The sequence below is a fragment of the Allokutzneria sp. NRRL B-24872 genome (assembly GCF_002155965.1).
Taxonomy (GTDB): domain Bacteria; phylum Actinomycetota; class Actinomycetes; order Mycobacteriales; family Pseudonocardiaceae; genus Allokutzneria.
The window spans coordinates 32939-55581 of sequence record NZ_MUMH01000010.1 but is presented as its reverse complement, the minus strand read 5'-3'; the positions used below and the strand labels follow the sequence as shown (position 1 = coordinate 55581).

The window sequence follows — 22643 nt, the reverse complement described above, 5'->3', positions numbered from 1 at the left end:
TCACTTTCTCGCCTCATGTGATCCCCGCCGCAGACATCGGAGGGATTGCCTGCCACACTGGCCCGACTCCGACGCCCGGCGCCGCAGAGCTCACCACCCCTGAGCACTCCTGCGCCGACGTCGTCATGCCTGTCGAGCTGGACGCGATCCCGTCCGGCGACCGGTTTCTCGCCTGAGTTTCTGAGGCCGAAGCGCGATTCTGGCCCGCCCCCGCTGTCTGGAGGGACGCTGTGACCACTGTGGATGATCCGAACGTTTCGACGTCGATCGAGCTGACCGACGCCGAGATCTTCGAGGCGCACGAGGGCGGCAAGCTCGCCGTCGGCGCGACCGCCTCGCTCGCCGACCCGCGCGCGCTGTCCATCGCCTACACCCCCGGTGTGGCCCGCGTCAGCAAGGCCATCGCCGAGGACGCCTCCCTCGCCTCTCGCTACACGTGGACCGGCCGCCTGGTCGCGGTGGTCAGCGACGGCACCGCCGTGCTCGGCCTCGGCGACATCGGCCCGCGTGCCTCGCTCCCGGTGATGGAGGGCAAGTCCGCGCTGTTCAAGACCTTCGGCGGGCTGGACTCCATCCCGCTGGTGCTGGACACCACCGACGTCGACGAGATCGTGGAGACCCTGGTCCGGCTGCGCCCGTCCTTCGGCGCGGTCAACCTGGAGGACGTCTCCGCCCCGCGCTGCTTCGAGCTGGAGGCGCGGCTGATCGAGGCGCTGGACTGCCCGGTCATGCACGACGACCAGCACGGCACCGCGATCGTGGTGCTCGCCGCGCTCAAGGGCGCCGTCGCGGTCCAGGGCCGTTCGCTGGGTGAGCTCAAGGTCGTCGTCTCCGGCGCCGGCGCTGCGGGCGTGGCCTGCGCGAAGATCCTGATCGCCGCCGGGGTCGGCGAGGTCGTCGTGCTCGACTCGCGCGGCATCATCGCCGCGGGCCGGGACGGGCTGAACGCGGTCAAGACCGAGCTGGCCGCCGTGACCAACCCGCGCGGGCTCAGCGGCGGCCTGGCCGAAGCGCTGAACGGGGCCGACGTGTTCCTCGGGCTGTCCTCCTCGAAGGTGCCGGAGGAGCTGGTCGCCACCATGGCGCCGGAGTCGATCGTGTTCGCGCTGTCCAACCCGGACCCGGAGATCCACCCCGAGGTCGCCGCGCGGCACGCCGCGATCGTGGCCACCGGGCGCAGCGACTTCCCGAACCAGATCAACAACGTGTTGGCGTTTCCCGGGGTGTTCAAGGGGGCCCTCGACGCGGGCGCCCGCCGGATCACCGAGCGGATGAAGATCGCCGCTGCCGACGCCATCCATGCCGTGGCCTGCGACGATCTGGCCGCGGACCGCATCGTTCCGAGCGCTCTGGACCCCCGGGTCGCCCTGGAGGTCGCCGCCGCTGTGGCGGAAGCGGCTAGGCAGGACGGGGTAGCCTGAGAGCACCGGGGGACCAGCAGCCCCTCCGGTACACAGCGAGATCCCTGCCGGGGGTGGTGGAAACCCTTCCACCGGTGGTGGGCAGCGGGTGCCCTCCACCGGCGGAATGCGTCTTCCAGGGGCTGGGCGTTACGCCGCAGAACCGCTACCTTCACTCGGTCGGGTGAGCACTTGAGGGATGTGGCCCGGGCCGTCCGGTCACTCGGGTGCACTGCTGAGACGACCGTCGGCCGGGGCCGCCTTCCGGCACCGACAGGCTCGTCGATGCCGAAGGGTGGACGTCGTGGCCGACCAGGTCCAGCGCACGGGGCGAGCCCCCGGGGTGCTCGACCCCGCCGTGGGCGCCGCCGTCGCGCCGCCCTCGGTCAACGGGGTCGTCATGCCGGAGGAACCCGCCCTGCTCTGCGGATCGGACGGCGTGGTGCTCCAGGCCAACCCGGCCGCCGCCCTGCTCGCCGGAGCCGGCCACCCGGCCGATCTCGTCGGCGGCCCGGTCGCCGAACTGCTCACCCGGGCGGGTGACTGCGTCGAACTGCACCGCGCCGACGGCACCCAGGTCCTCGTCCGCACCGTGCGCCTGCCCCAACCGGGTGGTACCGCCGAGCTGGTGCTGCTGGTCGACGTCTCCGACCTCTCCGGCGCCGCGGACGCGCTGCGGGACGAGAAGCGCAGGCTGAACGAGGTCCAGCGGGTCGCGGGCATCGCGTCCTGGGAGCTGGACCCGGCAACGGGCGAGACCTACTGGTCGCCCAACCACTACGAGCTGTTCGGGCTGCGGCCGGGCGACGTCGTCCCCGGCGCGCAGGCCGTGCTCGACCGCGTGCACCCCGAGGACCAGGAGCTGGTCGCGACCTACTGGCGCGACCACCGGCTCTCGGGCGAGGAGATCGACATCGAGTACCGGATCGTCCGGCCGGACGGCGAGGTGCGGCGCATCCGGGGCGAGGCGGAGACCGTCCGCGACGAGCGCGGCGGCACCGTCCGGATCACCGGCTACATCCGGGACATCACCGACCAATGGCGCGTGGAGAACGAGCTGGCCGAGGAGAAGGGGCGGCTGCTGGAAGCCCAGCGGATCGCCAGGATGGGCAGTTGGACCTACGAGGTGGGCTCGGCCGACGTCCGCCGCAGCGAGGTCATGGTCGAGCTGTTCCGGGAGGTCGGCAACGAGCCCGGTGACCTGCTCTCCGGTGTGCACCCGGACGACCGGGAGAAGATGGCCGAGCTCCAGCTGCGGCTGCTGCACGCCGAGCACGGGGAGACCGCCGAGGTCGAGTTCCGCGGCGAGCTGGCCGACAAGATCTACAACTGCCGGGTGCGCGCCGAGCACGGCGACGACGGCAAGGTGCGCCGGTTGCAGGCCACGGTCCAGGACGTGACCTCCCTGCGCGCGCTGGAGCGCCAGCTGCGGCACGAGCGCAGGCGGCTGGACGACGCGCAGCGGGTGGCCCGGCTGGGCACCTGGGAGTGGGACTCCACCACCGACCAGATGGCGTGGTCGGACATGCTCAAGGAACTGGTCGGCGTGCCGATCGACGAGCACATCACCTTCGAGGACTTCTTCGAGCTGATCCACCCGGACGACCGGCCGTGGGTCGAGGAGCTGTGGCAGCAGATCCGCGTGCAGGCGCAGCCCTTCGAGTGCGAGCACAAGCTGATCCGCCGGGACGGCTCGCACCGGGTGTTCCGCTGCTACGGAGCCCCGGTCAGCGGCCCCGGTGAACCGCTGCTGCTGGTCGGCACCGCGCAGGACGTGACCGAGCAGCGGGTGACCGAGACCCGGATGGAGCGTTCGAGCCAGCGCTTCGCCGACCTCGTCTCGGTGACGCCCGTCGGCATCGGCATCTTCGACGACGGCGAGCGGCTGGTCGACGCCAACGACGCGCTGTGCGAGCTGCTGGGCTACGACCTGGAGCAGATGCGCGGCATGACCGCCGAGCAGCTGGCGCACCCGGAGGAGCCCGCGCAGCACCTGCGGATGGCGGACAAGGCCGTCGACGACGAGAAGAGCTACAAGATCCCGCAGCGGCTGCTGCAGCGCTCCGACGGCGAGCCGGTCTACTGCGAGCTGCACGTGGCGCTGTCGGTGCAGGACGACGGGCGCCGGTTCTGGCTCGTGGTGTTCCAGGACATCACCGAGCGGCGGCGCACGGCCGAAGCGCTGAAGCACCAGGCGACGCACGACGACCTCACCGGCCTGCCGAACCGCACCGCGGTCAAGGAACTGCTCGCGGAGCTGTTGCAGCAGGACGAGCCGAGCCGCGTCGCGGTGCTGTTCTGCGACATCGACAACTTCAAGCGGGTCAACGACTCCCTCGGCCACGACGCGGGCGACGAACTGCTGGTCGTGCTCGCGCGCAGGCTCGAAGGCGGCCTGCCCAAGGGCTGCACGGCCGCCCGGCTCTCCGGCGACGAGTACGTGATCATCTGCGCCGACATCGAAGCGGTCGGCGGCGTGGACGCCTTGGCCACCAAGGTTTCCAGCCTGCTGCGGACGGTGGTCCCGGTGCACGGCCAGCTGGTCAGGGTCTCCGCGTCGATCGGCGCGGCCATCCCCAACGGCGCCCGTGCGACCGGCGACGACCTGCTGCGCTTCGCCGACGCCGCGATGTTCGAGGCGAAGCGGCGCGGTGCGGGGCGGGTCTCGCTCGCCAGCGCGGCGCTGATGGCTTCGGCGGACTGGCAGGTGCACTTGGAAGGGCAGCTGCGCGAGGCGCTCAACCGCGACGGCCTTGCGCTGCACTACCAACCTGTCGTGGGGCCGGACGGCCGCGTGGTCACGGCGGAAGCGCTCGTGCGGTGGCCGCACCCCGATCGCGGACTGCTGTCCCCGGACGTGTTCCTGCCGGTCGCCGAACAGGGCGACCTGATGAAGGAGCTCGACCGCTGGGTGCTGCGGACGGCGCTGAAGGAAGCTTCGGCCTGGCCCGAGCCCGATGGCAAGCCCGTCGCGGTCGCGGTGAACCTCGCGGGCCTGCTGCCCGGCGACCCCGACTTCGTGGACATCGTCGCGACGGCGGTCGCGGAGAGCGGGATCGCCTGGGACCGCGTGATCCTGGAGCTGGTGGAGACCAGCCTCGTCGACCTGCCCTCGCGGACCCGGCAGGCGATGGCGGAGCTGGTGGAGCGCGGCGTGCGCTTCGCCGTCGACGACTTCGGCACCGGCTACTCGTCACTGGCCCGGCTCAAGGACCTGCCCGCGCAGATCATCAAGGTGGACCGGCGCTTCGTCTCCGGGGTCGGCAAGGACCCGTCGGACTTCGCCGTGGCGCAGGCGGTCGTGGACATGGCGCGTGCCATGGGCCGCAGCTGCGTGGCGGAGGGTGTGGAGACCGCGATGCAGTTCCACATCCTCCAAGGCGTCGGCGTGGACGCCTACCAGGGCTGGTTGTTCTCCCGCGCCGTGCCGCCCCGCGAGTTCCGCGCAGTGCTCTCCCTCGGCCCGCTCCACGTCCCTCGCGCCGGCTGACCCGCACTCCGCCCACGCCCGGTTTTCGCGTTTTGGCAACGCGTTGCGATTGTTGAACGTTCACATTCGCAAGTAGTTGCCAAAACGCGAAAAAAATGACGGCCTCGCGTGGGGATGGGGTCGGCCTAGGGGAGGTCGGCGGCCGAGGCGGTGATGGCGTCGAGGAGCGGGGCGATGCGGTGGCGGGGGATGTCGATGAGGCGGAGGGTGAGGTCGGTGGGAGTGGGGGCGGCCTCGGCGACCAGGTCGCGGGCGGCGTTGCGGGTGAGCGTGGTGCCGGTGGCCTTGGCGGTGCTGATCAAGCCCTCGCGCCAGAGGTTGCCGACCTTGCCGTGAGCGCGGTCGAGGATGTGCCGGGCGAGCTTCTCACCCGCGTCGAGGCGGTCGGCCGGGATCTGCTCGGCGACCACCACGGCTGAGCGGTCGTCGGGGGTGCTGCGCAGGAAACGCAGGCGGTACTTGTGCCGCAACGCCGCCGTGAGCGCGCGCTGGCCCGCCTGGTTGGACAGGTCGATGTGGTTGTTGGCCACGAGAACGGCCACGCGGGGCGCGGACGCGGCGAGCAGCACGCGCAGCAGCCACGGGCCGGGGTCGCCGGTCGCGTTGATGGCGAGCGCGGTGTCGTCGGCGGCGTTGATCGGCTTGTCCCACGCGGGACCGCGGACATCGTCGACCTTGAGCTTGCCGTCGGCGGAAGCCTTGGCGCGCAAGGACTCCAGCAGCGACGAAGCCGTTTTGTCCTGCGCCTCAACCGATTGCGGGCCGTGCGTGTAGATCGCCGTGCTCGCCGGACGGTCGAGCAGCTTGCGCGTCTTGGAGGTCGCGCGCAGCACGTACAGCTCGCTGGCGCTGCCGACCGCCTGCGCGCCGTGGTAGCGGTTGAAGCGCGGCAGGATCGCCTCGAACAGCACGCCGAGCTGCATGATCTCCTGCTGCACCTTCAGCCCGAGCGTGGGATTGCGCTCGCTGAAGCCGTAGGCGAGCAGGATGCGGCCCATGTCGACATCGCGCAGGCACGAGGCCGCGCGCGCGACGAAGAGGCCGATTCCCTCTGGGGTGTAAGGAGGATCGGTGAACACGAGGTCCGCCCAACCCTGCGCGGCCGGCGGCAGGCCGAAGCGGAAGTCCGCGTGCACGCAGCGGACGTTGAAGCCGCGTTCGGCCGCGCGGGTGTCGATGAACTCCAGCACGCGCTCGTCCAGGTCCACCACGAGCACTTCGAGGTCCGGCCGCACCGCGCACACCGCGAGCGAGGTGAGGTCGTGATCGCCCAGGCACAGCAGCCGCGCTCCGGAGAGCGTGTACTGCTCGTCCAGCCACATCGCGCGTCGCAACATCGTTTGCGCGGTCGCGGCGACGTGGTCCAGCGCGGGCATCGGAGCGGGCACCGCGTGGATGTCCTGCCTGATCCGCGTGACCATCTCCTCGTGCACCTGCGCCGCGGCGTCGAGCGGATCTGTGTAGTTCAGGGCATTGCCCAACTCCGTGCCCAGTTCGAGGTGCTCGCGGTACACCGTGGTGCGCCACGGGTGGATGCGGTGGCGGTCGCCGTCGCGCTCGATGTCGGGTCCCATGGCGGCGAGCAGTTCCTCGACGGTGCGGCGCGGGACAGCTGGCTGGCGCACGAGTTCGGCCAGCGACTGCCACCCCGACGTGAGCATCGCCACGACGATCCGCAGCCTGCGGCCGTGGACTCCGTGGTCGGCGAGAAGGGTCGAGACGCGCTGCACGGGGTCATCGGTGGTCACAAACTGTTGACCTTAGACGTATCGGTCCCGCGTCCGCCTCGCCCCTGTCAGTCGATCGGACTAAGGTCGAACGTCGGCGACGGCTGATGCTCTCAACGGCACATCAGCCGTCGCCGACATACGGGCGGCCGGCAAGGGGCCGTCACGACCACAAGGGGGACTCGAATGATCGAGTTCCAGGCCGTGACCAAGCGCTTCGACGACGGCACCACAGCCGTCGACAACCTCGACATGGTCGTCGAAGCCGGAACGATCACCGTTTTTGTCGGGCCGTCGGGGTGTGGCAAGACGACATCGCTGCGGATGGTGAACCGCATGATCGAGCCGACCAGCGGCACAGTGCTGGTGGACGGCGAGGACATTCGAAAATCGAATCCCGCGCTGCTGCGAAGACGAATCGGTTACGTCATCCAGCAGGCCGGGCTGTTCCCGCACCGCACCGTGCTGGACAACGTGGCGACCGTGCCGCTGCTGTCCGGCTGGACGCGGCGCAAGGCGCGGGCCCGCGCCGCGGAGCTGCTGGAGATCGTCGGGCTCGACGCCGCCATGGGCAAGCGCTACCCGGCGCAGCTCTCCGGCGGCCAGCAGCAGCGCGTCGGCGTGGCCCGCGCGCTGGCGGCGGACCCGCCGGTGCTGCTGATGGACGAACCCTTCAGCGCGGTCGATCCCGTTGTGCGGGAAGGACTCCAGGACGAGCTGCTGCGGCTCCAGGCGGATCTGGACAAGACCATCGTCTTCGTCACCCACGACATCGACGAGGCGGTCCGGATCGGCGAGAAGGTCGCGGTGTTCCGCAAGGGCGGGGTGCTGGCGCAGTACGCGGCGCCCGCCGAACTGCTGTCCAACCCCGCGGATGACTTCGTCTCCTCCTTCGTCGGCAAGGACCGCGGCTACCGGGGGCTCTCCTTCCTCGGCGCCGACGGCATCCAGCTCGGCGGCGTCAGCACCGTGGGCCTGCACGACTCGCGACCGTCCACTGTGGGCGGTCCGGACTGGACGCTGGTGCTCGACGACGACCGCCGCCCGCGCGGCTGGCTGCCGCCGGGTGTCGTGGTCGAGGGCGAGCCCGCCGAGGAGGACCTGCGGCCGGGTGGCTCCCTCTACACCGAGGGGACCGCGCTGCGCGGAGCACTGGACGCCGCGCTCTCGTCACCGTCCGGCCTCGGGGTCGTGGTGGACGGCGACGGGTGCTACACCGGCGTGGTCACCGCACAGCAGGTGATCGACCTGATCGAGGAGCGGCGGAAGGACGCCGCCTGATGTTCGAGGACCTCTCGCGGTACCTGAGCAGCACGAGCAACCAGGAACTGGTGCTCACCCAACTCCTGCAACACATCTACCTCTCCCTGCTGCCACTGGTGATCGGGCTCGCGCTGGCGATCCCGCTCGGCTGGCTCGCGCACCGCCACCGCGCGGCGAGCGGCATCGTGTTCGGCTTCTCCAACGCCGTCTACACGGTTCCCTCGCTGGCTCTGTTCGTGGTGATCCCGGTGGTGCTCGGCACGCAGATCCTGGACAGCGTCAACGTGGTGGTGGCGTTGACCGTCTACACCACGGCGCTGCTCGTGCGACCCGTCTGCGACGCGCTGGACGCGGTGCCCTTCCACGTGGTCGCCGCGGCGACCGCGATGGGCTACCGGCCGCTGCGCCGCTTCGTCACCGTCGAACTGCCGCTGTCGGTCCCGGTGCTCTCCGCCGGGGTCAGGGTGGCGTCGGTGAGCAACATCAGCCTCGTCAGCGTCGGCGCCCTGATCGGCACCGGCGGGCTCGGCGTGCTGTTCACCAGCGGCTTCCAGATCAGCTACACCGCGCCGATCGTCGTCGGCATCGTGCTCACCCTGGTGCTGGCGCTGGTGGTGGACATGGTCCTGGTCGGGCTGCGCAGGGCGCTCACCCCCTGGCTGCGTGCGGGAGGCACCACGTGATCTTCCAGGAGCTGTTCGACTGGATCGGCGATCCCGCGCACTGGCAGGGCCAGGACGGGGTGCCGAACCGGATGCTGGAGCACCTCGGCTACACCCTGCTCGCGGTCTTCGGCGCCGCCGCCATCGCGATCCCGCTCGGCCTGTACGTCGGCCACACGGGACGCGGCGGCGTGGTGCTGGTGGGGCTGAGCAACGCCATGCGCGCGTTGCCGACCCTGGGCCTGGTCACCTTCCTGTTCCTCATCGCGGGCGGCAGCGAGGCCGGCACCATCGTCGGCCTCATCGTGCTCGCGATCCCGCCGATCCTGGCGGGCACCTACTCCGGCGTGCAGGACACCGACCGGGGCGTCGTCGACGCCGCGCGCGGGATGGGCATGACCGGGTGGCAGCGGCTGTGGCAGGTGGAGGTGCCCAACGCGCTCCCGCTGCTGATGGGCGGGCTGCGCAACGCGGCCCTTCAGGTGGTGGCGACCGCATCGGTCGCCGCGTACGTGGGTCTCGGCGGCCTCGGCAGGCTGCTGCTCGACGGACTCCGGGTGATCGACTACTCGAAGGTGCTGGCGGGAGCGCTGTTCATCGCGCTGCTCGCGGTGCTGCTGGACCTGGTGCTCGCCGGGTTGCAGCGGGTCATCGTGCCACGCGGTCTGCGGGTGGCCGCAGCCGCCGTTGCAGGTCGCACCAAGGTGAAATCCTCAGGAAGGAACGAGTCATGAAGCGCACCATGGCGGTCGTGGCGGCCGCCGCACTGTTGCTCACCGGATGCGGTGGCGACCCGCTCAAGGGCGGGGGCGGCGCGGCCGGCGGCCAGATCGTCATCGGCTCCGCGGACTTCTCCGAGAGCGAGCTGCTGATGCACATCTACGCCGGCGCGTTGACCAACGCCGGCGTGCAGGTCACCACCAAGCCGCGCGTCGGTTCGCGCGAGGTGCTGGTGAAGGCGTTGCAGGACAAGTCGCTCGCGGTGGTGCCGGAGTACAGCGGCAATCTGCTGCAGTACTTCGACAAGCAGAACCCCGCCGCGCAGCCGGACGAGGTCACCGCGGCGCTGAAGCAGAAGGTGCCCAGCGGCCTCGAGGTGCTGGAGAAGTCGGCTGCGGAGGACTCCGACGCGCTCGTGGTGTCCAAGGAGCTGGCCGGGCAGGGCGTCAAGTCGATCGCCGACCTCGGGCCGAAGTGCTCGCAGTACGTGCTCGGCGCGGCGGGGGAGTGGAAGGACCGCTGGCCCGCCAAGCTCACCCAGCTCTACGGCTGCACCTTCAAGGAGATCAAGACCACCGACGCCGCCGGCCCGGTGACGGTGGAGGCGCTCAAGAGCGGCCAGGTGCAGGTTGCCAACCTGTTCACCACCGCATCCGCCATCACCGCCAACGGTTTCGTGGCGCTGGCGGACCCGAAGCGGCTCTACCCGGCGCAGAACATCCTGCCGCTGATCCGCTCGGAAGCCTTGGACGCCAAGGGCAAGGAGGCGCTGAACAAGGTCTCCGCCGCGCTCACCACGGACAAGCTCATCGCGCTCAACAAGCGCATCGAGATCGACAAGGAGACCGTGGCCGACGTGGCCAAGGAGTTCGTGACGCAGAACAAGCTCTGACGTCCTCCCTCGGCGGGCATCCTCAGGTCTGGGGGTGCCCGCCGATGCGCGTCGTGAGGTCGGCGGCGGCGCGCAGCACGTGCTCGGCCAGCTCCGGCCAGCTCTGCCCGCACTCGTCGTCGCAGATGTGGCGCAGCGTCAGCCCGATCGCCGCGACCGGCCGCTGCCCGTGGTCGAAGACCGCCGCCGCGACCGAGGCGAAGCCCGCCGTGACGTGGCCGTCCTCCACCGCCCAGCCGCGCCGCCGCTCCGCGCCGAGCACCCGGCGCAGGTTCGGCAGGTCCTTCGGGCCGCGTCCCGTGCGGTCCACGAAGCTCTTGTGGTCGGGGAAGAGCGCGCGAACCTGGGCTGCGGGGAGTGCGGCCAGCATCGCCCTGCCGGAGGCGGGCAGGTGTGCCGGGAGACGGACGCCGACGTCGGTGACGAGCGTCTGCGGGCGCCTCGGTTGCTCCTTGAGCAGGTAGAGCGCTTCGCCGCCGTGCAGCACGCCGAGCTGCGCGGTGAAGCCCGACTCGTCCACCACGCGGCGCAGCAGCGGCCTCGCGAGGCGTTCCAGCGGGTCGTGGCGGAGGTAGGCCGAGCCCAGCTCGAAGGCCGCGACCCCCAATCCGTAGCGGCGCTCCTCCGGCAGGTGCGTGACGAAACCGGCTTCGTGCAGCTCCGCGAGCAGGTGGTAGGTCGTCGACCTCGGCAGCTTCAGCTCGCGCGCCAACGCCGCCGCCGACACCGGCCCTGGACGGCTCGCGAGCGACTTCAACACCGCCAACCCGCGTCTGAGCGCCGGCACATCACTGCTCGCCCCCACGCGCCCTCCTCCGTCCCGATCCGCCCCATCCCCCAATTGGTGCGCCGAGCTCCCTGAATGACTCATTCAGCACGCTCAACCACCTGAATGAGTCATTCAGGGAGTAAGAGCACCGCTGAGTGTCTGGGGTTTCAGACAGTGTCGCATGGTTGGGGCTGGGCGGGAGGAGGAGCGAGCGGGTGTGATGGGGGCATGTCGCACGTTCCTGTCGGCTTGAAGCCGCTGTCCAGGGCGCAGGTGCTCGCCGTCGTCCGCGGCGGAGCGCCGGTGGAGATCACCGCGGAGGCCCGCGAGGCGGTCGCCGCGGCCCGCGCCCACATCGAGGCGCTTGCCGCCGCCGAGACCCCGACGTACGGGGTGTCGACCGGCTTCGGCGCGTTGGCCACGAAGCACATCCCGCTCGACCGCAGGGCGGCGTTGCAGCGCTCGCTGATCCGCTCGCACGCGGCGGGTGCTGGGCCGGAGGTGGAGGCCGAGGTCGTGCGCGGGCTGATGCTGCTGCGCCTGCGCACGCTCGCGTCGGGGCACACCGGCGTTCGTCTGTCCACTGTGGACACGTTGGCGGGGATGCTCAACGCGGGCATCGTGCCGGTGGTGCACGAGTACGGCTCGCTCGGCTGCTCCGGTGATCTGGCTCCGCTGTCGTCGATCGCGCTCGCACTCATCGGCGAGGGCCAGGTCCGCGACGGCTCCGGCGAGCTGCGCGACGCCTCCGAAGCGCTCTACGAGGCCGGGCTCGAACCCGTGCAGCTCGCGGAGAAGGAAGGCCTGGCGCTGATCAACGGCACTGACGGCATGCTCGGCATGCTGGTCATGGCCTGCGCCGACCTCGCGGAGCTGTTCGACATCGCCGACCTGACCGCCGCGATGAGCGTCGAAGCCCTGCTGGGCACCGACCGCGTCTTCGCGCCGGAGCTGCACAGCCTTCGCCCGCACCCCGGGCAGGCGCTGTCGGCGTCGCGGATGGCCGCCTTCCTCAGGGACTCCGGCATCGTCGCGAGCCATCGCGGCCCGGACTGCAACCGCGTCCAGGACGCGTACTCGCTGCGCTGCGCCCCGCAGGTGCACGGCGCGGCGCGGGACAGCCTGACGCACGCGGAGACGGTGGCGGAGCGCGAACTGGCTTCCGCGATCGACAATCCCGTTGTGCTGGCGGACGGTCGCGTCGAGTCCAACGGCAACTTCCACGGCGCCCCAGTGGCTTACGTGCTCGACTTCCTGGCGATCCCGCTCGCCGACGTCGCGAGCATGGCGGAGCGCCGCACCGACCGGATGCTCGACAAGGCGCGCTCGCACGGGCTCCCGCCGTTCCTCGCCGACGACCCCGGCGTGGACTCCGGTCACATGATCGCCCAGTACACGCAGGCCGCGATCGTGTCGGAGCTGAAGCGCCTCGCCGTGCCCGCCTCGGTCGACTCGATCCCCAGCAGCGCCATGCAGGAAGACCACGTGTCCATGGGCTGGTCGGCCGCGCGCAAGCTGCGCAAGGCCATCGACGGGCTGCGCACCGTGCTGGCCATCGAACTGCTGACCGCAGCCCGTGCGCTCGACATGCGAGCGCCGTTGCAGCCCGGCCCGGCCAGCGCCGGAGTCCTTGCGCTGCTTCGGGAATCCGCGGGCGGGCCCGGCCCCGACCGCCACCTCGCCCCAGAGATCGCCGCGGCGGAGGAGCTGATCCGCTCCGGTGCCGTGCTTGCCCACCTTGAGTCCATTGTGGACGGGAGAAACCGGTGAACGCAGGACCTCGCCCCGTACGTGCCGCTCGGGGAACCGAACTGACCGCGCGCAGCTGGGCCACTGAGGCGCCGCTGCGCATGCTCCAGAACAACCTGGACCCGGAGGTCGCGGAGCGCCCGGACGATCTGGTCGTCTACGGCGGCACCGGAAAGGCCGTCCGCGACTGGAACTGCTTCGACGCGATCACCCGCGAGCTGCGCGACCTCGCCGACGACGAGACCCTGCTCGTCCAGTCCGGCAAGCCGGTCGGCGTGCTGCGCACCCACGAGTGGGCGCCGCGCGTGCTGATCGCGAACTCCAACCTGGTCGGCGACTGGGCCACCTGGCCGGAGTTCCGCAAGCTGGAGTCGCAGGGCCTGACCATGTACGGCCAGATGACGGCCGGATCGTGGATCTACATCGGCACGCAGGGGATTCTCCAGGGCACCTACGAGACCTTCGCGGCCGTGGCGCAGAAGCGCTTCGGCGGCACGCTCGCCGGGACGCTGACCGTCACCGCCGGTCTCGGCGGCATGGGTGGTGCCCAGCCGCTCGCCGTGACGATGAACGAGGGCGTCGCGCTGGTGATCGAGGTCGACCGCGAGCGCGCTCAGCGCCGCGTGGAGACCCGCTACCTCGACGAGGTCGCCGACGACCTGGACGACGCGATTTCCCGTGTGCTGGCAGCGAAAGCCTCCCGAAAGGCGCTCTCCGTCGGCGTGATCGGCAACGCCGCCGAGGTGCTGCCGGAGCTGCTGCGCCGCGGTGTCGCGGTGGACGTGGTGACCGACCAGACCTCCGCGCACGACCCGTTGGCGTACCTGCCGAAGGGCGTCTCTGTGGAGGAGTGGGCCGACTACGCCGCTGCCAAGCCGGAGGAGTTCACCACGCGCGCCCGCGAGTCGATGGCCGAGCACGTGGCCGCGATGGTCGGGTTCCAGGACGCGGGCGCCGAGGTCTTCGACTACGGCAACTCCATCCGCGGTGAGGCGCAGCTCGGCGGCTACGAGCGCGCCTTCGACTTCCCCGGCTTCGTGCCCGCCTACATCCGCCCGCTGTTCTGCGAGGGCAAGGGCCCGTTCCGCTGGGCCGCGCTCTCCGGCGACCCGGAGGACATCGCCAAGACCGACCGCGCGATCCTGGAGCTGTTCCCGGAGAACGAGCAGCTCGCGCGCTGGATCAAGATGGCGAGCGAGCGCGTTGCCTTCCAAGGTCTTCCGTCGCGCATCTGCTGGCTCGGCTACGGCGAGCGGCACCTGGCGGGCCTGAAGTTCAACGAGATGGTGGCCTCCGGCGAGCTGTCCGCGCCCATCGTGATCGGCCGCGACCACCTCGACTGCGGTTCCGTGGCCTCGCCGTACCGCGAGACCGAGGCGATGGCCGACGGCTCCGACGCGATCGCCGACTGGCCGCTGCTGAACGCGCTGATCAACACCGCGTCCGGTGCGACCTGGGTGTCCATCCACCACGGCGGTGGCGTGGGCATCGGCCGCTCCATCCACGCGGGCCAGGTCACCGTCGCTGACGGCACCGAGCTGGCCGCGCAGAAGCTGGAGCGCGTGCTGACCAACGACCCGGCGATGGGCGTGCTGCGCCACGTGGACGCGGGCTACGACCGCGCGGACGAGGTCGCCGCCGAGCGCGGCGTGACGATCCCGGTCGCCAAGTCATGACCGAAGACTCGCTTGCGGAGTCGAGCATCAGCACCGCCAGCTCGTTGCTGGGCGACATCGCTGATGTGGGGCGGGATCGCAGCCGTGGCGGCTATTCGCGGCACGGCTTCGACACCGTCGAGCTGAGCCTGCGCGAGTGGTTCGTCGCCGAGGCGGTCGCGCGCGGACTAGACGTCACCTGCGACCGCAACGGAAACCTGTGGGCGTGGTGGGGTTCTCCTGGCCCTGACGCGATCATCACGGGCAGCCACCTGGACTCCGTTCCCGGTGGAGGGGCGTTCGACGGACCGCTCGGTGTGGTGTCCGCGCTCGCTGCGGTGGATGCCATGCGCGCCAAGGGTTTCAAGCCGTCCAAGCCTTTCGCGATCGTCGTGTTCGCGGAGGAGGAGGGCGGCCGGTTCGGCGTCGCCTGCCTGGGCTCGCGGCTGATGTCCGGCGCGATCGATCCTTCGGTCGCCTTGAATCTGCGTGACCCCGAAGGGGTTTCCTTCGCTGAAGCCGTTTCCGCCGCCGGGCTTGATCCCGCGCGCATGGGGCGGGACGCCGAAGCGCTGGCGAGCATCGGGTGCTTCATCGAGCTGCACGTGGAGCAGGGGCGCGGGCTGATCGACCTCGACGCGCCGGTCGGAGTGGCGAGTTCGATCCTGGCGCACGGGCGGTGGCGGTTCAGCTTCACCGGTGAGGGCAACCACGCCGGAGCCACGCCCATCGACGACCGGCGCGATCCGATGATCCCGGCTTCGCAGCTGGTCCTCGCCGCGCGTGCCGCCGCGTCCACTGTTGATGGAGCGCGGGCGACCATCGGCCGCATCCAGCCGATCCCGGGCGGTACCAACGTGATCGCGTCCACTGTGGACGTGTGGTTGGACGCGCGCGCGGCGACCGACGAGGTGACCCGCAACGTGGTCGCCGAGATCAAGGCCGCCGGGCTGTCCGCCGCTGAGGCCGAGGGGTGTTCGCTCGCGGTCGCCGAGGAGTCCTACGGTGACACGGTGATCTTCGACCCCGCGCTTCGGGATCGGTTGGCATCTCAGCTCGGCGGAGTTCCCGCGCTGCCAACGGGAGCGGGTCACGACGCGGGCATTCTCGCCGCGCACGTGCCCACCGCGATGCTGTTCGTCCGCAACCCCACGGGCGTCAGCCACGCGCCCGCTGAGCACGCCGAGCCCGACGACTGCGAGGCCGGAGTGGCCGCGCTGGCGACGGTGCTCGAACACCATCTGTCCACTTAGGACGCTTGGAGAGCGGTATGCGGTTCTGGTGCGAGTCGGCGTGGGTCGGCGACGCCGTTGCCCGTGACGTGCTGGTGGAGGCTGTTGACGGCATCATCACCGCGGTGACGGTCGGCGCTTCGCCTGAGGGAGCCGAAAGGCTTGGGGGACTTGTGCTCCCTGGCTTCGCCAACGCGCATTCCCATGCGTTTCACCGCGCACTTCGCGGGCGGACGCACGGTGACGGTGGGACCTTCTGGACCTGGCGGTCCGGGATGTACGCGCTGGCCCAGCGACTCGAACCGGACAGCTACCTGGCGCTCGCCCGCGCCGCGTACGCCGAGATGGCCATCGCCGGTGTCACGTGCGTGGGTGAGTTCCACTACCTCCACCACGCTGCGGGCGGCCGTGCTTACGCCGATCCGAACGCGATGGGCGAGGCGCTGCGCCAGGCGGCATCCGAGGCAGGCGTCCGGCTCACGCTGCTCGACACCTGTTACCTCGCAGGCGGAATCGGCGAGCCGCTGAACGAGACACAGCTCCGCTTCGGTGATCAGTCTGCGGAGCGATGGGCTTCGCGGGTCGCCGCGTTCAAGGAGGATGCGAACACCCGCGTGGGCGGCGCGATCCACTCCGTGCGCGCTGTACCCCGGGCCGCTTTGGGGGAAGTAGCTTCCGGAGTGGCTGGCCCGTTGCACGTCCACCTCTCCGAGCAGCCAGCAGAGAACGTGGCGTGTCAGGCCGCCTATGGCTTGACTCCAACGGGATTGCTGCACGAAGCCGGAGTGCTCTCTCCGCGAACAGTTGCCGTTCATGCAACTCATCTGACCGCGCACGACATCAAGCTGTTGGGCGACACGGGAACCGGCGCGTGCTTCTGCCCCACAACGGAAGCAGACCTCGCCGACGGAATCGGTCCCGCGCGCGAACTGGTCGATGCGGGAAGCCCGCTCAGCCTCGGCAGCGACCAGCACGCTGTGGTCGACCCGATCCTCGAAGCTCGCGCTTTGGAGCACGGCGAGCGGCTGCGCACCGGCTCGCGCGGACGTTTCACGCTCGCGGAGCTCATGACCGCGTCGACCGCTGCCGGTCACTCGGCGCTGGGGTGGTCCTCGGCTGGCAAGATCGCGGTCGGCTCCCCGTGCGACCTCGTCCAGGTCCGTCTGGACAGCCCGCGCACGGCGGGATCACTGCCGTCGCAGGCGTTGTTGAGCGCATCAGCGTCCGATGTGGACACTGTGATCAACTCGGGTGTTGTGGTGGCACGCGGCGGTCGGCACGAGCGGCTGGGCGATGTCGGCCAACTGTTGAAGGACGCGATCGAAGGGCTGTGGGCGTGAGCATCCTCATCACCGGTATTGGCGAGCTGACCACCAACGACGATGAGCTGGGCTCGCTCGCCGACGCCGCGGTCGTTCTCGACGGCGAGCGCGTCGCATGGGTGGGCCCCGCTGCCGCGGCTCCGGACGCTGACTCGCGGGTCGACGTCGGCGGTCGCGCCGTGCTCCCCGGGTGGGTCGACAGCCACACCCACCTGCTCTTCGCGGGCGACCGCACCGCCGAGTTCTCCGCTCGCATGGCTGGAAAGCCTTACCAGGCAGGCGGAATCGCTGTCACCGTCGAAGCGACCAGGGCGGCATCCGACGCTGAGCTGCTGAAGAACCTCCTGCTCCACGTCGGCGAGGCCAACCGCCAGGGCACCACCACCATCGAGACGAAGACCGGCTACGGCCTCACCGTCGCCGACGAGGTCCGCGCCGCCCGCATCGCCGCGTCGGTCGTCGACGACGTCACGTTCCTCGGAGCTCACTTGGTGCCCCCGGGCTCCGATGCTGAGTCCTATGTGGACCTGGTGCGCGGCGACATGCTCAGCGCCGTGGCGCCATTCGTGCGCTGGGCCGACGTTTTCTGCGAGACCGGAGCCTTCGACGAGACGCAGTCGCGCGCTGTGCTCAAGTCCGCTCAGGAGGCCGGTCTGGGGCTTCGCGTGCACGGCAACCAGCTCGGACCCGGCCCCGGTGTGCGCTTGGCGGTCGAGTTGGGCGCCGCCAGCGTCGACCACTGCACGCACCTCACACCGTCCGATGTGGACAGTCTGGCGAACTCCGCAACCGTTGCGACGCTGCTGCCCGCCTGCGACCTCTCCACCCGCCAGCCGCTCCCCGACGCCCGCGCCCTGCTCGACGCCGGAGCCACCGTCGCGCTCGCCTCCAACTGCAACCCCGGCTCGTCCTACACGTCATCCATGGCGTTCTGCGTTGCCACCGCTGTGCTTCAGATGCGCATGAGCGTCGACGAGGCCGTCCGCGCCGCGACCTGGGGCGGCGCCCGCGCGCTCCGCCGCGAGACCGGCGACGGCGCCGTCGGCGTCATCCGCGTCGGCGCCCGCGCCGACCTCCACGTGCTCGACGCCCCGTCGACCACCCATCTCGCCTACCGCCCCGGCGTCCCCCTCACCCACTCCGTCTACCGCAGGGGTGCCCGCCTCTGACCGCAGAGGTTCGCCGGCCTTCAAGTACGGCAAACCCCGCCCGCGAAGGTCGCCAACGACAGCAAACCCAGCCGCTCCAAGGGGTTTGGTGCGGTCAGAGATGTGCCGCGGTGGGGCGTGCGATGACCTCGCCGATGCCGGAGAACGGGGTGCGCAGGCGGGCGGCGAGTTCCGGGTCGCGCCACACCTCGGCGGTAGACCGCCATGCGGCCATCGCGTGAGAGAAGGGCAGCAGGTTGCCGGTGTCCGCACCTGCCTCGAGATGCACTCGCAGGTCCATCAGGCAGTCGGCGCGTTCATCGGCGGGAAGCCAACGCAGCCAGGGCAAGCGGTTCGCGCTCAACTGATCGTCCAAGTACGTCCAACCTTCCGGTCGCAGCGACTGAGTGTGCGGGGTTTGTGTGGGTTGCGGCCAAGTGGGGGAGGGGTTGGGGGGTCTTGAAGACTGGTGAACCCCTCCGCCGAACCACCGATCAGTCTTCGAGGTCGTCCTCGTCGTCGCGGGCCAGGAAGGTGGCCAGGCGCTCGATCGGGGTCTCGAAGTCCGGGTTGAGGTCGACGAACGCGCGCAGGCGGTCGGCCAGCCAGGCGAAGCTGACCTCCTCCTCGCCGCGCCGCTGCTCCAGCTCCTCGATGCCGCGGTCGGTGAAGTACAACGCAACTCCCTGCTCAGAAATGGGATGGAGACGGCCGAGCCGCCGGACCCAGGGGCCCGGCGGCTCGGCGTGAACGACCTCGGGAAGCTAGTCGAAGGCCTTGTTCATCAGCTCGGCCTGCTCGACGTCGTGCACCTTGCCGGAACCGGCCGACGGGGCGGCCATGGCGCGGCGGGACACCCGGCGGATGCCGGAGAGCCGGTCGGGCACGAGCTCGGGCAGCGCCAGGCCGAAGTACGGCCACGCACCCTGGTTCGCCGGCTCCTCCTGGACCCAGCGGATGTCCTTGGCGTTGGGGTAGCGCTCCAACGCCTGGGTGAGCTTCTTGTACGGCACCGGGTAGAGCTGCTCGACCCGCACGATGGCGGTGTCGGTGGCGCCGCGCTTCTGCCGCTCCGCGTTCAGCTCGTAGCTGATCTTGCCGCTGCACAGCAGGACCTTGCGCACGGCAGCCGGGTCGCTCACCAGCGGGTCGTCCAGCACCGAGTGGAACTTGCTGCCCTCGATGAACTCCTCGACCGGGCTGGTCGCGGCCTTGAGGCGCAGCATGGACTTCGGCGTGAAGACCACCAGCGGGCGGTTGATGCCGTCCAACGCGTGCCTGCGCAGCAGGTGGAAGTAGTTCGACGGGGTGGACGGGACGGCCACCGTCATCGAACCCTCGGCGCACAGCTGCAGCCAGCGCTCGATGCGACCCGAGGTGTGGTCGGGACCCTGGCCCTCGTGGCCGTGCGGCAGCAGCATCACCACGTCCGAGCGCTGGCCCCACTTGGCCTCGCCGGAGGAGATGAACTCGTCGATGATCGGCTGCGCGCCGTTGACGAAGTCACCGAACTGCGCCTCCCACAGCACCAGGGCGTTCGGGTTGGCCACGGAGTAGCCGTACTCGAAGCCCAGCGCCGCGAACTCCGACAGCGCGGAGTCGTAGACCAGGAACTTGGCCTGGTCCTCGGTGAGGTTCTGCAGCGGGGTGTACTCCTGGCCGGTCTTGCGGTCGATCAGCACCGAGTGCCGCTGCACGAAGGTGCCGCGCCGCGAGTCCTGACCGGCCAACCGCACCGGGCGCCCCTCGGCGACCAGCGAACCGAACGCCAGCAGCTCGCCGAAGGCCCAGTCGATGCCGCCCTCGCGGGCCATCTTCGCCCGCCGCTCCAGCACCGGCTTGACGCGCGGGTGCGGGCTGAAGCCCTCGGGCAGGTTGACGTGCGAGTCGGCGATCAGCTCCAGGGTCTCGCGGCTGATCGCGGTCGGGACCTTGGTCGGGATGACCTGGCTGGACTCGACCGAGCCGCTGGGCGCCGCCTGGTGCTTCTCCAGCTCGCGCACCTCGTTGAAGACGTGCTCCAGCTGGGTGGCGTAGTCCTTCAGCGCGTTCTCGGCCTCTTCGACGGAGATGTCGCCGCGGCCGATCAGCGCCTCGGTGTAGCCCTTGCGGACGGAGCGCTTGGTGTCGATCACGTCGTACATCGCCGGCTGGGTCATCGAGGGGTCGTCGCCCTCGTTGTGCCCGCGACGGCGGTAGCAGACCATGTCGATCACGACGTCCTTGCCGAAGGCCTTGCGGTACTCCACCGCCAGCTTGGCCACCCAGACGCAGGCCTCGGGGTCGTCGCCGTTCACGTGGAAGACCGGCGCGTCGATCATCTTCGCCACGTCGGTGCAGTACTGGCTGGAGCGCGAGGACTCCGGCGCGGTGGTGAAGCCGACCTGGTTGTTGACGACCACGTGCAGGGTGCCGCCGGTGCGGTAGCCGCGCAGCAGCGCCAGGTTCAGCGTCTCGGCGACCACGCCCTGACCGGCGAACGCGGCGTCGCCGTGCATCAGCACGGGCAGCACGGTGAAGCCCTCGCCGCCCTTGTCCAGGATGTCCTGCTTGGCCCGGACGATGCCTTCCAGGACGGGGTCGACCGCCTCCAGGTGGGACGGGTTGCAGGTCAGGGAGACCTTGGTCTCGCCGTCGCCGAACATGCGGAAGTACTTGCCCTCCGCGCCCAGGTGGTACTTCACGTCACCGGAGCCGTGCGCCTGGCCCGGGTCGAGGTTGCCCTCGAACTCCCGGAAGATCTGCGAGATCGGCTTGCCGACGATGTTGGCGAGCACGTTCAGCCTGCCGCGGTGCGGCATGCCGATGACGACCTCGTCCAGGTCCTGCTCGGCCGCCTTGTCCAGCACGGCGTCCAGCAGCGGGATGACGGTCTCGCCGCCCTCCAGGGAGAACCGCTTCTGGCCGACGTACTTGGTCTGCAGGAAGGTCTCGAACGCCTCGGCCGCGTTGAGCTTGCTCAGGATGTAGGTCTGCTCGGCGCGGTCCGGCTTGGTGTGCGGGACCTCGATGCGCTCCTGCAGCCACTGGCGCTCGTCCGGCTTGAGGATGTGCATGTACTCGATGCCGACGGTGCGGCAGTACGAGTCGCGCAGCACGCCGAGCACCTCGCGCAGCTTCATCCGCTCCCTGCCGGAGAAACCGCCGACCGCGAACTCGCGGTCCAGGTCCCACAGGGTCAGGCCGTGCGAGAGCACGTCCAGGTCGGGGTGCTTGCGCTGCCGGTAGTTCAGCGGGTCCGTGTCGGCCATCAGGTGGCCGCGGCTGCGGAAGGCGTCGATCAGCTCCAGGACGCGGGCGGTCTTGTCGACCGCGCCCTCGGGGATGTCGGTGACCCAGCGGATCGGCTCGTACGGGATCCGCAGGGAGGCGAAGATCTCGTCGTAGAAGCCGTCCTCGCCCAGCAGCAGCTGGTGCACGCGGCGCAGGAACTCGCCGGACTCCGCGCCCTGGATGATCCGGTGGTCGTAGGTGGACGTCAGCGTGATGATCTTGCTGATGCCCATCTTGCCGAGCACCTTCTCGCTGGCGCCCTGGAACTCCGCCGGGTACTCCATCGCGCCGACGCCGATGATCGCGCCCTGACCGGCGGTCAGCCTCGGCACCGAGTGGTTGGTGCCGATGGTGCCCGGGTTGGTCAGCGAGATCGTGGTGCCGGTGAAGTCGTCGGTGCCGAGCTTGCCGCCCCTGGCCTTGCGGATCAGGTCCTCGTAGGCCTGCAGGAACTGCGCGAAGTTCATCGTCTCGCAGCCCTTGATGGAGGCCACGACGAGAGTGCGCTGGCCGTCCTTGCCGGGCAGGTCGATCGCGAGACCGAGGTTCACGTGCTCGGGGGTGACCAGGTTCGGCTTGCCCTCGATCGAGGAGAAGAACCTGTTCATGTTGGGGAAGGCCTCGACGGCCTTCACCACGGCGAACCCGATGAGGTGGGTGAAGGAGACCTTGCCACCCCGGGTCCGCTTGAGGTGGTTGTTGATCACGATCCGGTTGTCGGCAAGCAGCTTCGCCGGGACGGCGCGCACGCTGGTCGCGGTCGGAACACTGAGCGACTGCTCCATGTTCTTCGCGATCGCGGCGGCCGCTCCGCGCAGCTGCTTGTGCTCCTCGCCCGCGCCCGCCGGCTTGACCGGGGCGGCGCTGGCGGCCTTGGCCGGCGTCGGCTTGGCGGCGGGCTTGGCCGCCGGAGCGGGTGTGGCGGGGGGCTGCGCCTTGGCGGGGGCCGCCGTCGCGTTCACCGCCTCGGCCTGCGCGGGCTGGCTCGCCGGAGCCGGCTTCGTCGTGGTGCTGCCGTTGCCGGTCGCCATCTTCTGGGCGGTCGGCTTGTAATCGGCAAAGAAGTCATGCCACGCCGGATCGACGGAGGACGGGTCGTTGAGGAACTGCTCGTACATTTCCTCGACCAGCCACTCATTCGGGCCGAATTGGGACGCAGTACTGCTGCTGGACACGGCCGCTGCTCGCCTCTATCCATCTGCTCGGGGTACAGATACAGGTGTCGCCAAGGCTAGCCCTCCGCGTCGCGCGGGTGGTACACGGCGGTGCTCCTTGGGTGAGGTCTGGCTCACAGAATCGTTTACCTGATCGATTCCGAAGTGTAGGAGCCTCAAGGCTTCC

At 70.2% G+C, this 22643-nt stretch carries 16 protein-coding genes; 11 read left to right on the top strand and 5 right to left on the bottom strand.

What is annotated here, in order from left to right:
* Positions 1-230: 230 nt before the first annotated feature.
* A complete protein-coding gene (locus CCN37_RS02545) occupies positions 231-1421 on the top strand; it encodes an NADP-dependent malic enzyme (RefSeq protein WP_086818978.1) in 1191 nt (396 codons plus the stop codon).
* A 283-nt stretch (positions 1422-1704) separates the two neighbouring features.
* Positions 1705-4890, top strand: coding sequence for an EAL domain-containing protein (locus CCN37_RS02540; RefSeq protein ID WP_246842771.1), 3186 nt, complete (start codon positions 1705-1707; stop codon positions 4888-4890).
* 125 nt (positions 4891-5015) lie between these two features.
* Here CCN37_RS02540 and CCN37_RS02535 read toward each other — a convergent pair whose 3' ends face one another.
* Positions 5016-6638: a bis-aminopropyl spermidine synthase family protein gene (locus CCN37_RS02535; protein WP_371503581.1), complete on the bottom strand. Its 1623-nt coding sequence runs from the start codon at positions 6636-6638 to the stop codon at positions 5016-5018.
* A gap of 165 nt (positions 6639-6803) precedes the next feature.
* Between CCN37_RS02535 and CCN37_RS02530 the strand changes: the two genes are divergently transcribed.
* The 4 genes from CCN37_RS02530 to CCN37_RS02515 are packed head-to-tail and all read left to right on the top strand — an operon-like array spanning position 6804 to position 10154.
* Positions 6804-7898 carry an ABC transporter ATP-binding protein gene (locus CCN37_RS02530; protein ID WP_086818977.1) on the top strand — a complete coding sequence of 365 codons (1095 nt, stop codon included), beginning with the start codon at positions 6804-6806 and terminating at the stop codon, positions 7896-7898.
* A complete protein-coding gene (locus tag CCN37_RS02525; RefSeq protein ID WP_086818976.1) occupies positions 7898-8563 on the top strand; it encodes an ABC transporter permease in 666 nt (221 codons plus the stop codon). Before CCN37_RS02530 ends, CCN37_RS02525 begins: the two co-directional genes overlap by 1 nt.
* Positions 8563-9276, top strand: a complete 714-nt coding sequence (locus tag CCN37_RS02520; protein WP_086819000.1) for an ABC transporter permease — start codon at positions 8563-8565, stop codon at positions 9274-9276. The genes CCN37_RS02525 and CCN37_RS02520 overlap by 1 nt, the downstream gene beginning before the upstream one ends.
* Positions 9273-10154 carry an ABC transporter substrate-binding protein gene (locus CCN37_RS02515; protein ID WP_210407843.1) on the top strand — a complete coding sequence of 294 codons (882 nt, stop codon included), beginning with the start codon at positions 9273-9275 and terminating at the stop codon, positions 10152-10154. The genes CCN37_RS02520 and CCN37_RS02515 overlap by 4 nt, the downstream gene beginning before the upstream one ends.
* Before the next feature lie 22 nt (positions 10155-10176).
* Here the strand turns inward: CCN37_RS02515 and CCN37_RS02510 are convergent, their stop codons facing one another.
* Positions 10177-10959: an IclR family transcriptional regulator gene (locus CCN37_RS02510; RefSeq protein ID WP_086818975.1), complete on the bottom strand. Its 783-nt coding sequence runs from the start codon at positions 10957-10959 to the stop codon at positions 10177-10179.
* 192 nt (positions 10960-11151) lie between these two features.
* Between CCN37_RS02510 and hutH the strand changes: the two genes are divergently transcribed.
* From hutH to hutI, 5 genes are read left to right on the top strand one after another with little or no spacing between them, the layout of a single operon-like run.
* On the top strand, positions 11152-12693 hold the full coding sequence (hutH, locus tag CCN37_RS02505) for a histidine ammonia-lyase (protein ID WP_086818974.1): 1542 nt from the start codon (positions 11152-11154) through the stop codon (positions 12691-12693).
* Positions 12690-14348, top strand: a complete 1659-nt coding sequence (gene hutU, locus CCN37_RS02500) for a urocanate hydratase (protein WP_086818973.1) — start codon at positions 12690-12692, stop codon at positions 14346-14348. The genes hutH and hutU overlap by 4 nt, the downstream gene beginning before the upstream one ends.
* On the top strand, positions 14345-15580 hold the full coding sequence (locus CCN37_RS02495) for an allantoate amidohydrolase (RefSeq protein WP_371503580.1): 1236 nt from the start codon (positions 14345-14347) through the stop codon (positions 15578-15580). Before hutU ends, CCN37_RS02495 begins: the two co-directional genes overlap by 4 nt.
* 17 nt (positions 15581-15597) lie before the next feature.
* Positions 15598-16899 carry a formimidoylglutamate deiminase gene (locus CCN37_RS02490; protein ID WP_086818972.1) on the top strand — a complete coding sequence of 434 codons (1302 nt, stop codon included), beginning with the start codon at positions 15598-15600 and terminating at the stop codon, positions 16897-16899.
* Positions 16896-18050, top strand: coding sequence for an imidazolonepropionase (gene hutI, locus CCN37_RS02485; RefSeq protein WP_086818997.1), 1155 nt, complete (start codon positions 16896-16898; stop codon positions 18048-18050). The genes CCN37_RS02490 and hutI overlap by 4 nt, the downstream gene beginning before the upstream one ends.
* A gap of 94 nt (positions 18051-18144) precedes the next feature.
* Here the strand turns inward: hutI and CCN37_RS02480 are convergent, their stop codons facing one another.
* The 3 genes from CCN37_RS02480 to CCN37_RS02470 form a co-directional block, all read right to left on the bottom strand.
* Complete coding sequence (locus CCN37_RS02480) at positions 18145-18405, bottom strand: hypothetical protein (RefSeq protein WP_086818971.1); 261 nt, start codon at positions 18403-18405, stop codon at positions 18145-18147.
* A gap of 118 nt (positions 18406-18523) precedes the next feature.
* A complete protein-coding gene (locus CCN37_RS02475; RefSeq protein WP_086818970.1) occupies positions 18524-18706 on the bottom strand; it encodes a DUF6104 family protein in 183 nt (60 codons plus the stop codon).
* Between the two features lie 87 nt (positions 18707-18793).
* Entirely contained in the window at positions 18794-22477 is a 3684-nt protein-coding gene (locus tag CCN37_RS02470; RefSeq protein WP_086818969.1) for a multifunctional oxoglutarate decarboxylase/oxoglutarate dehydrogenase thiamine pyrophosphate-binding subunit/dihydrolipoyllysine-residue succinyltransferase subunit, read from the bottom strand.
* Positions 22478-22643 lie beyond the last annotated feature (166 nt).

Coding starts and splice junctions, on each gene's coding strand:
- CCN37_RS02530 (WP_086818977.1), top strand. CDS start 6,804: ATGATCGAGTTCCAGGCCGTGACCAAGCGCTTCGACGACGGCACCACA.
- CCN37_RS02525 (WP_086818976.1), top strand. CDS start 7,898: ATGTTCGAGGACCTCTCGCGGTACCTGAGCAGCACGAGCAACCAGGAA.
- CCN37_RS02515 (WP_210407843.1), top strand. CDS start 9,273: ATGAAGCGCACCATGGCGGTCGTGGCGGCCGCCGCACTGTTGCTCACC.
- hutH (WP_086818974.1), top strand. CDS start 11,152: ATGTCGCACGTTCCTGTCGGCTTGAAGCCGCTGTCCAGGGCGCAGGTG.
- CCN37_RS02495 (WP_371503580.1), top strand. CDS start 14,345: ATGACCGAAGACTCGCTTGCGGAGTCGAGCATCAGCACCGCCAGCTCG.
- CCN37_RS02490 (WP_086818972.1), top strand. CDS start 15,598: ATGCGGTTCTGGTGCGAGTCGGCGTGGGTCGGCGACGCCGTTGCCCGT.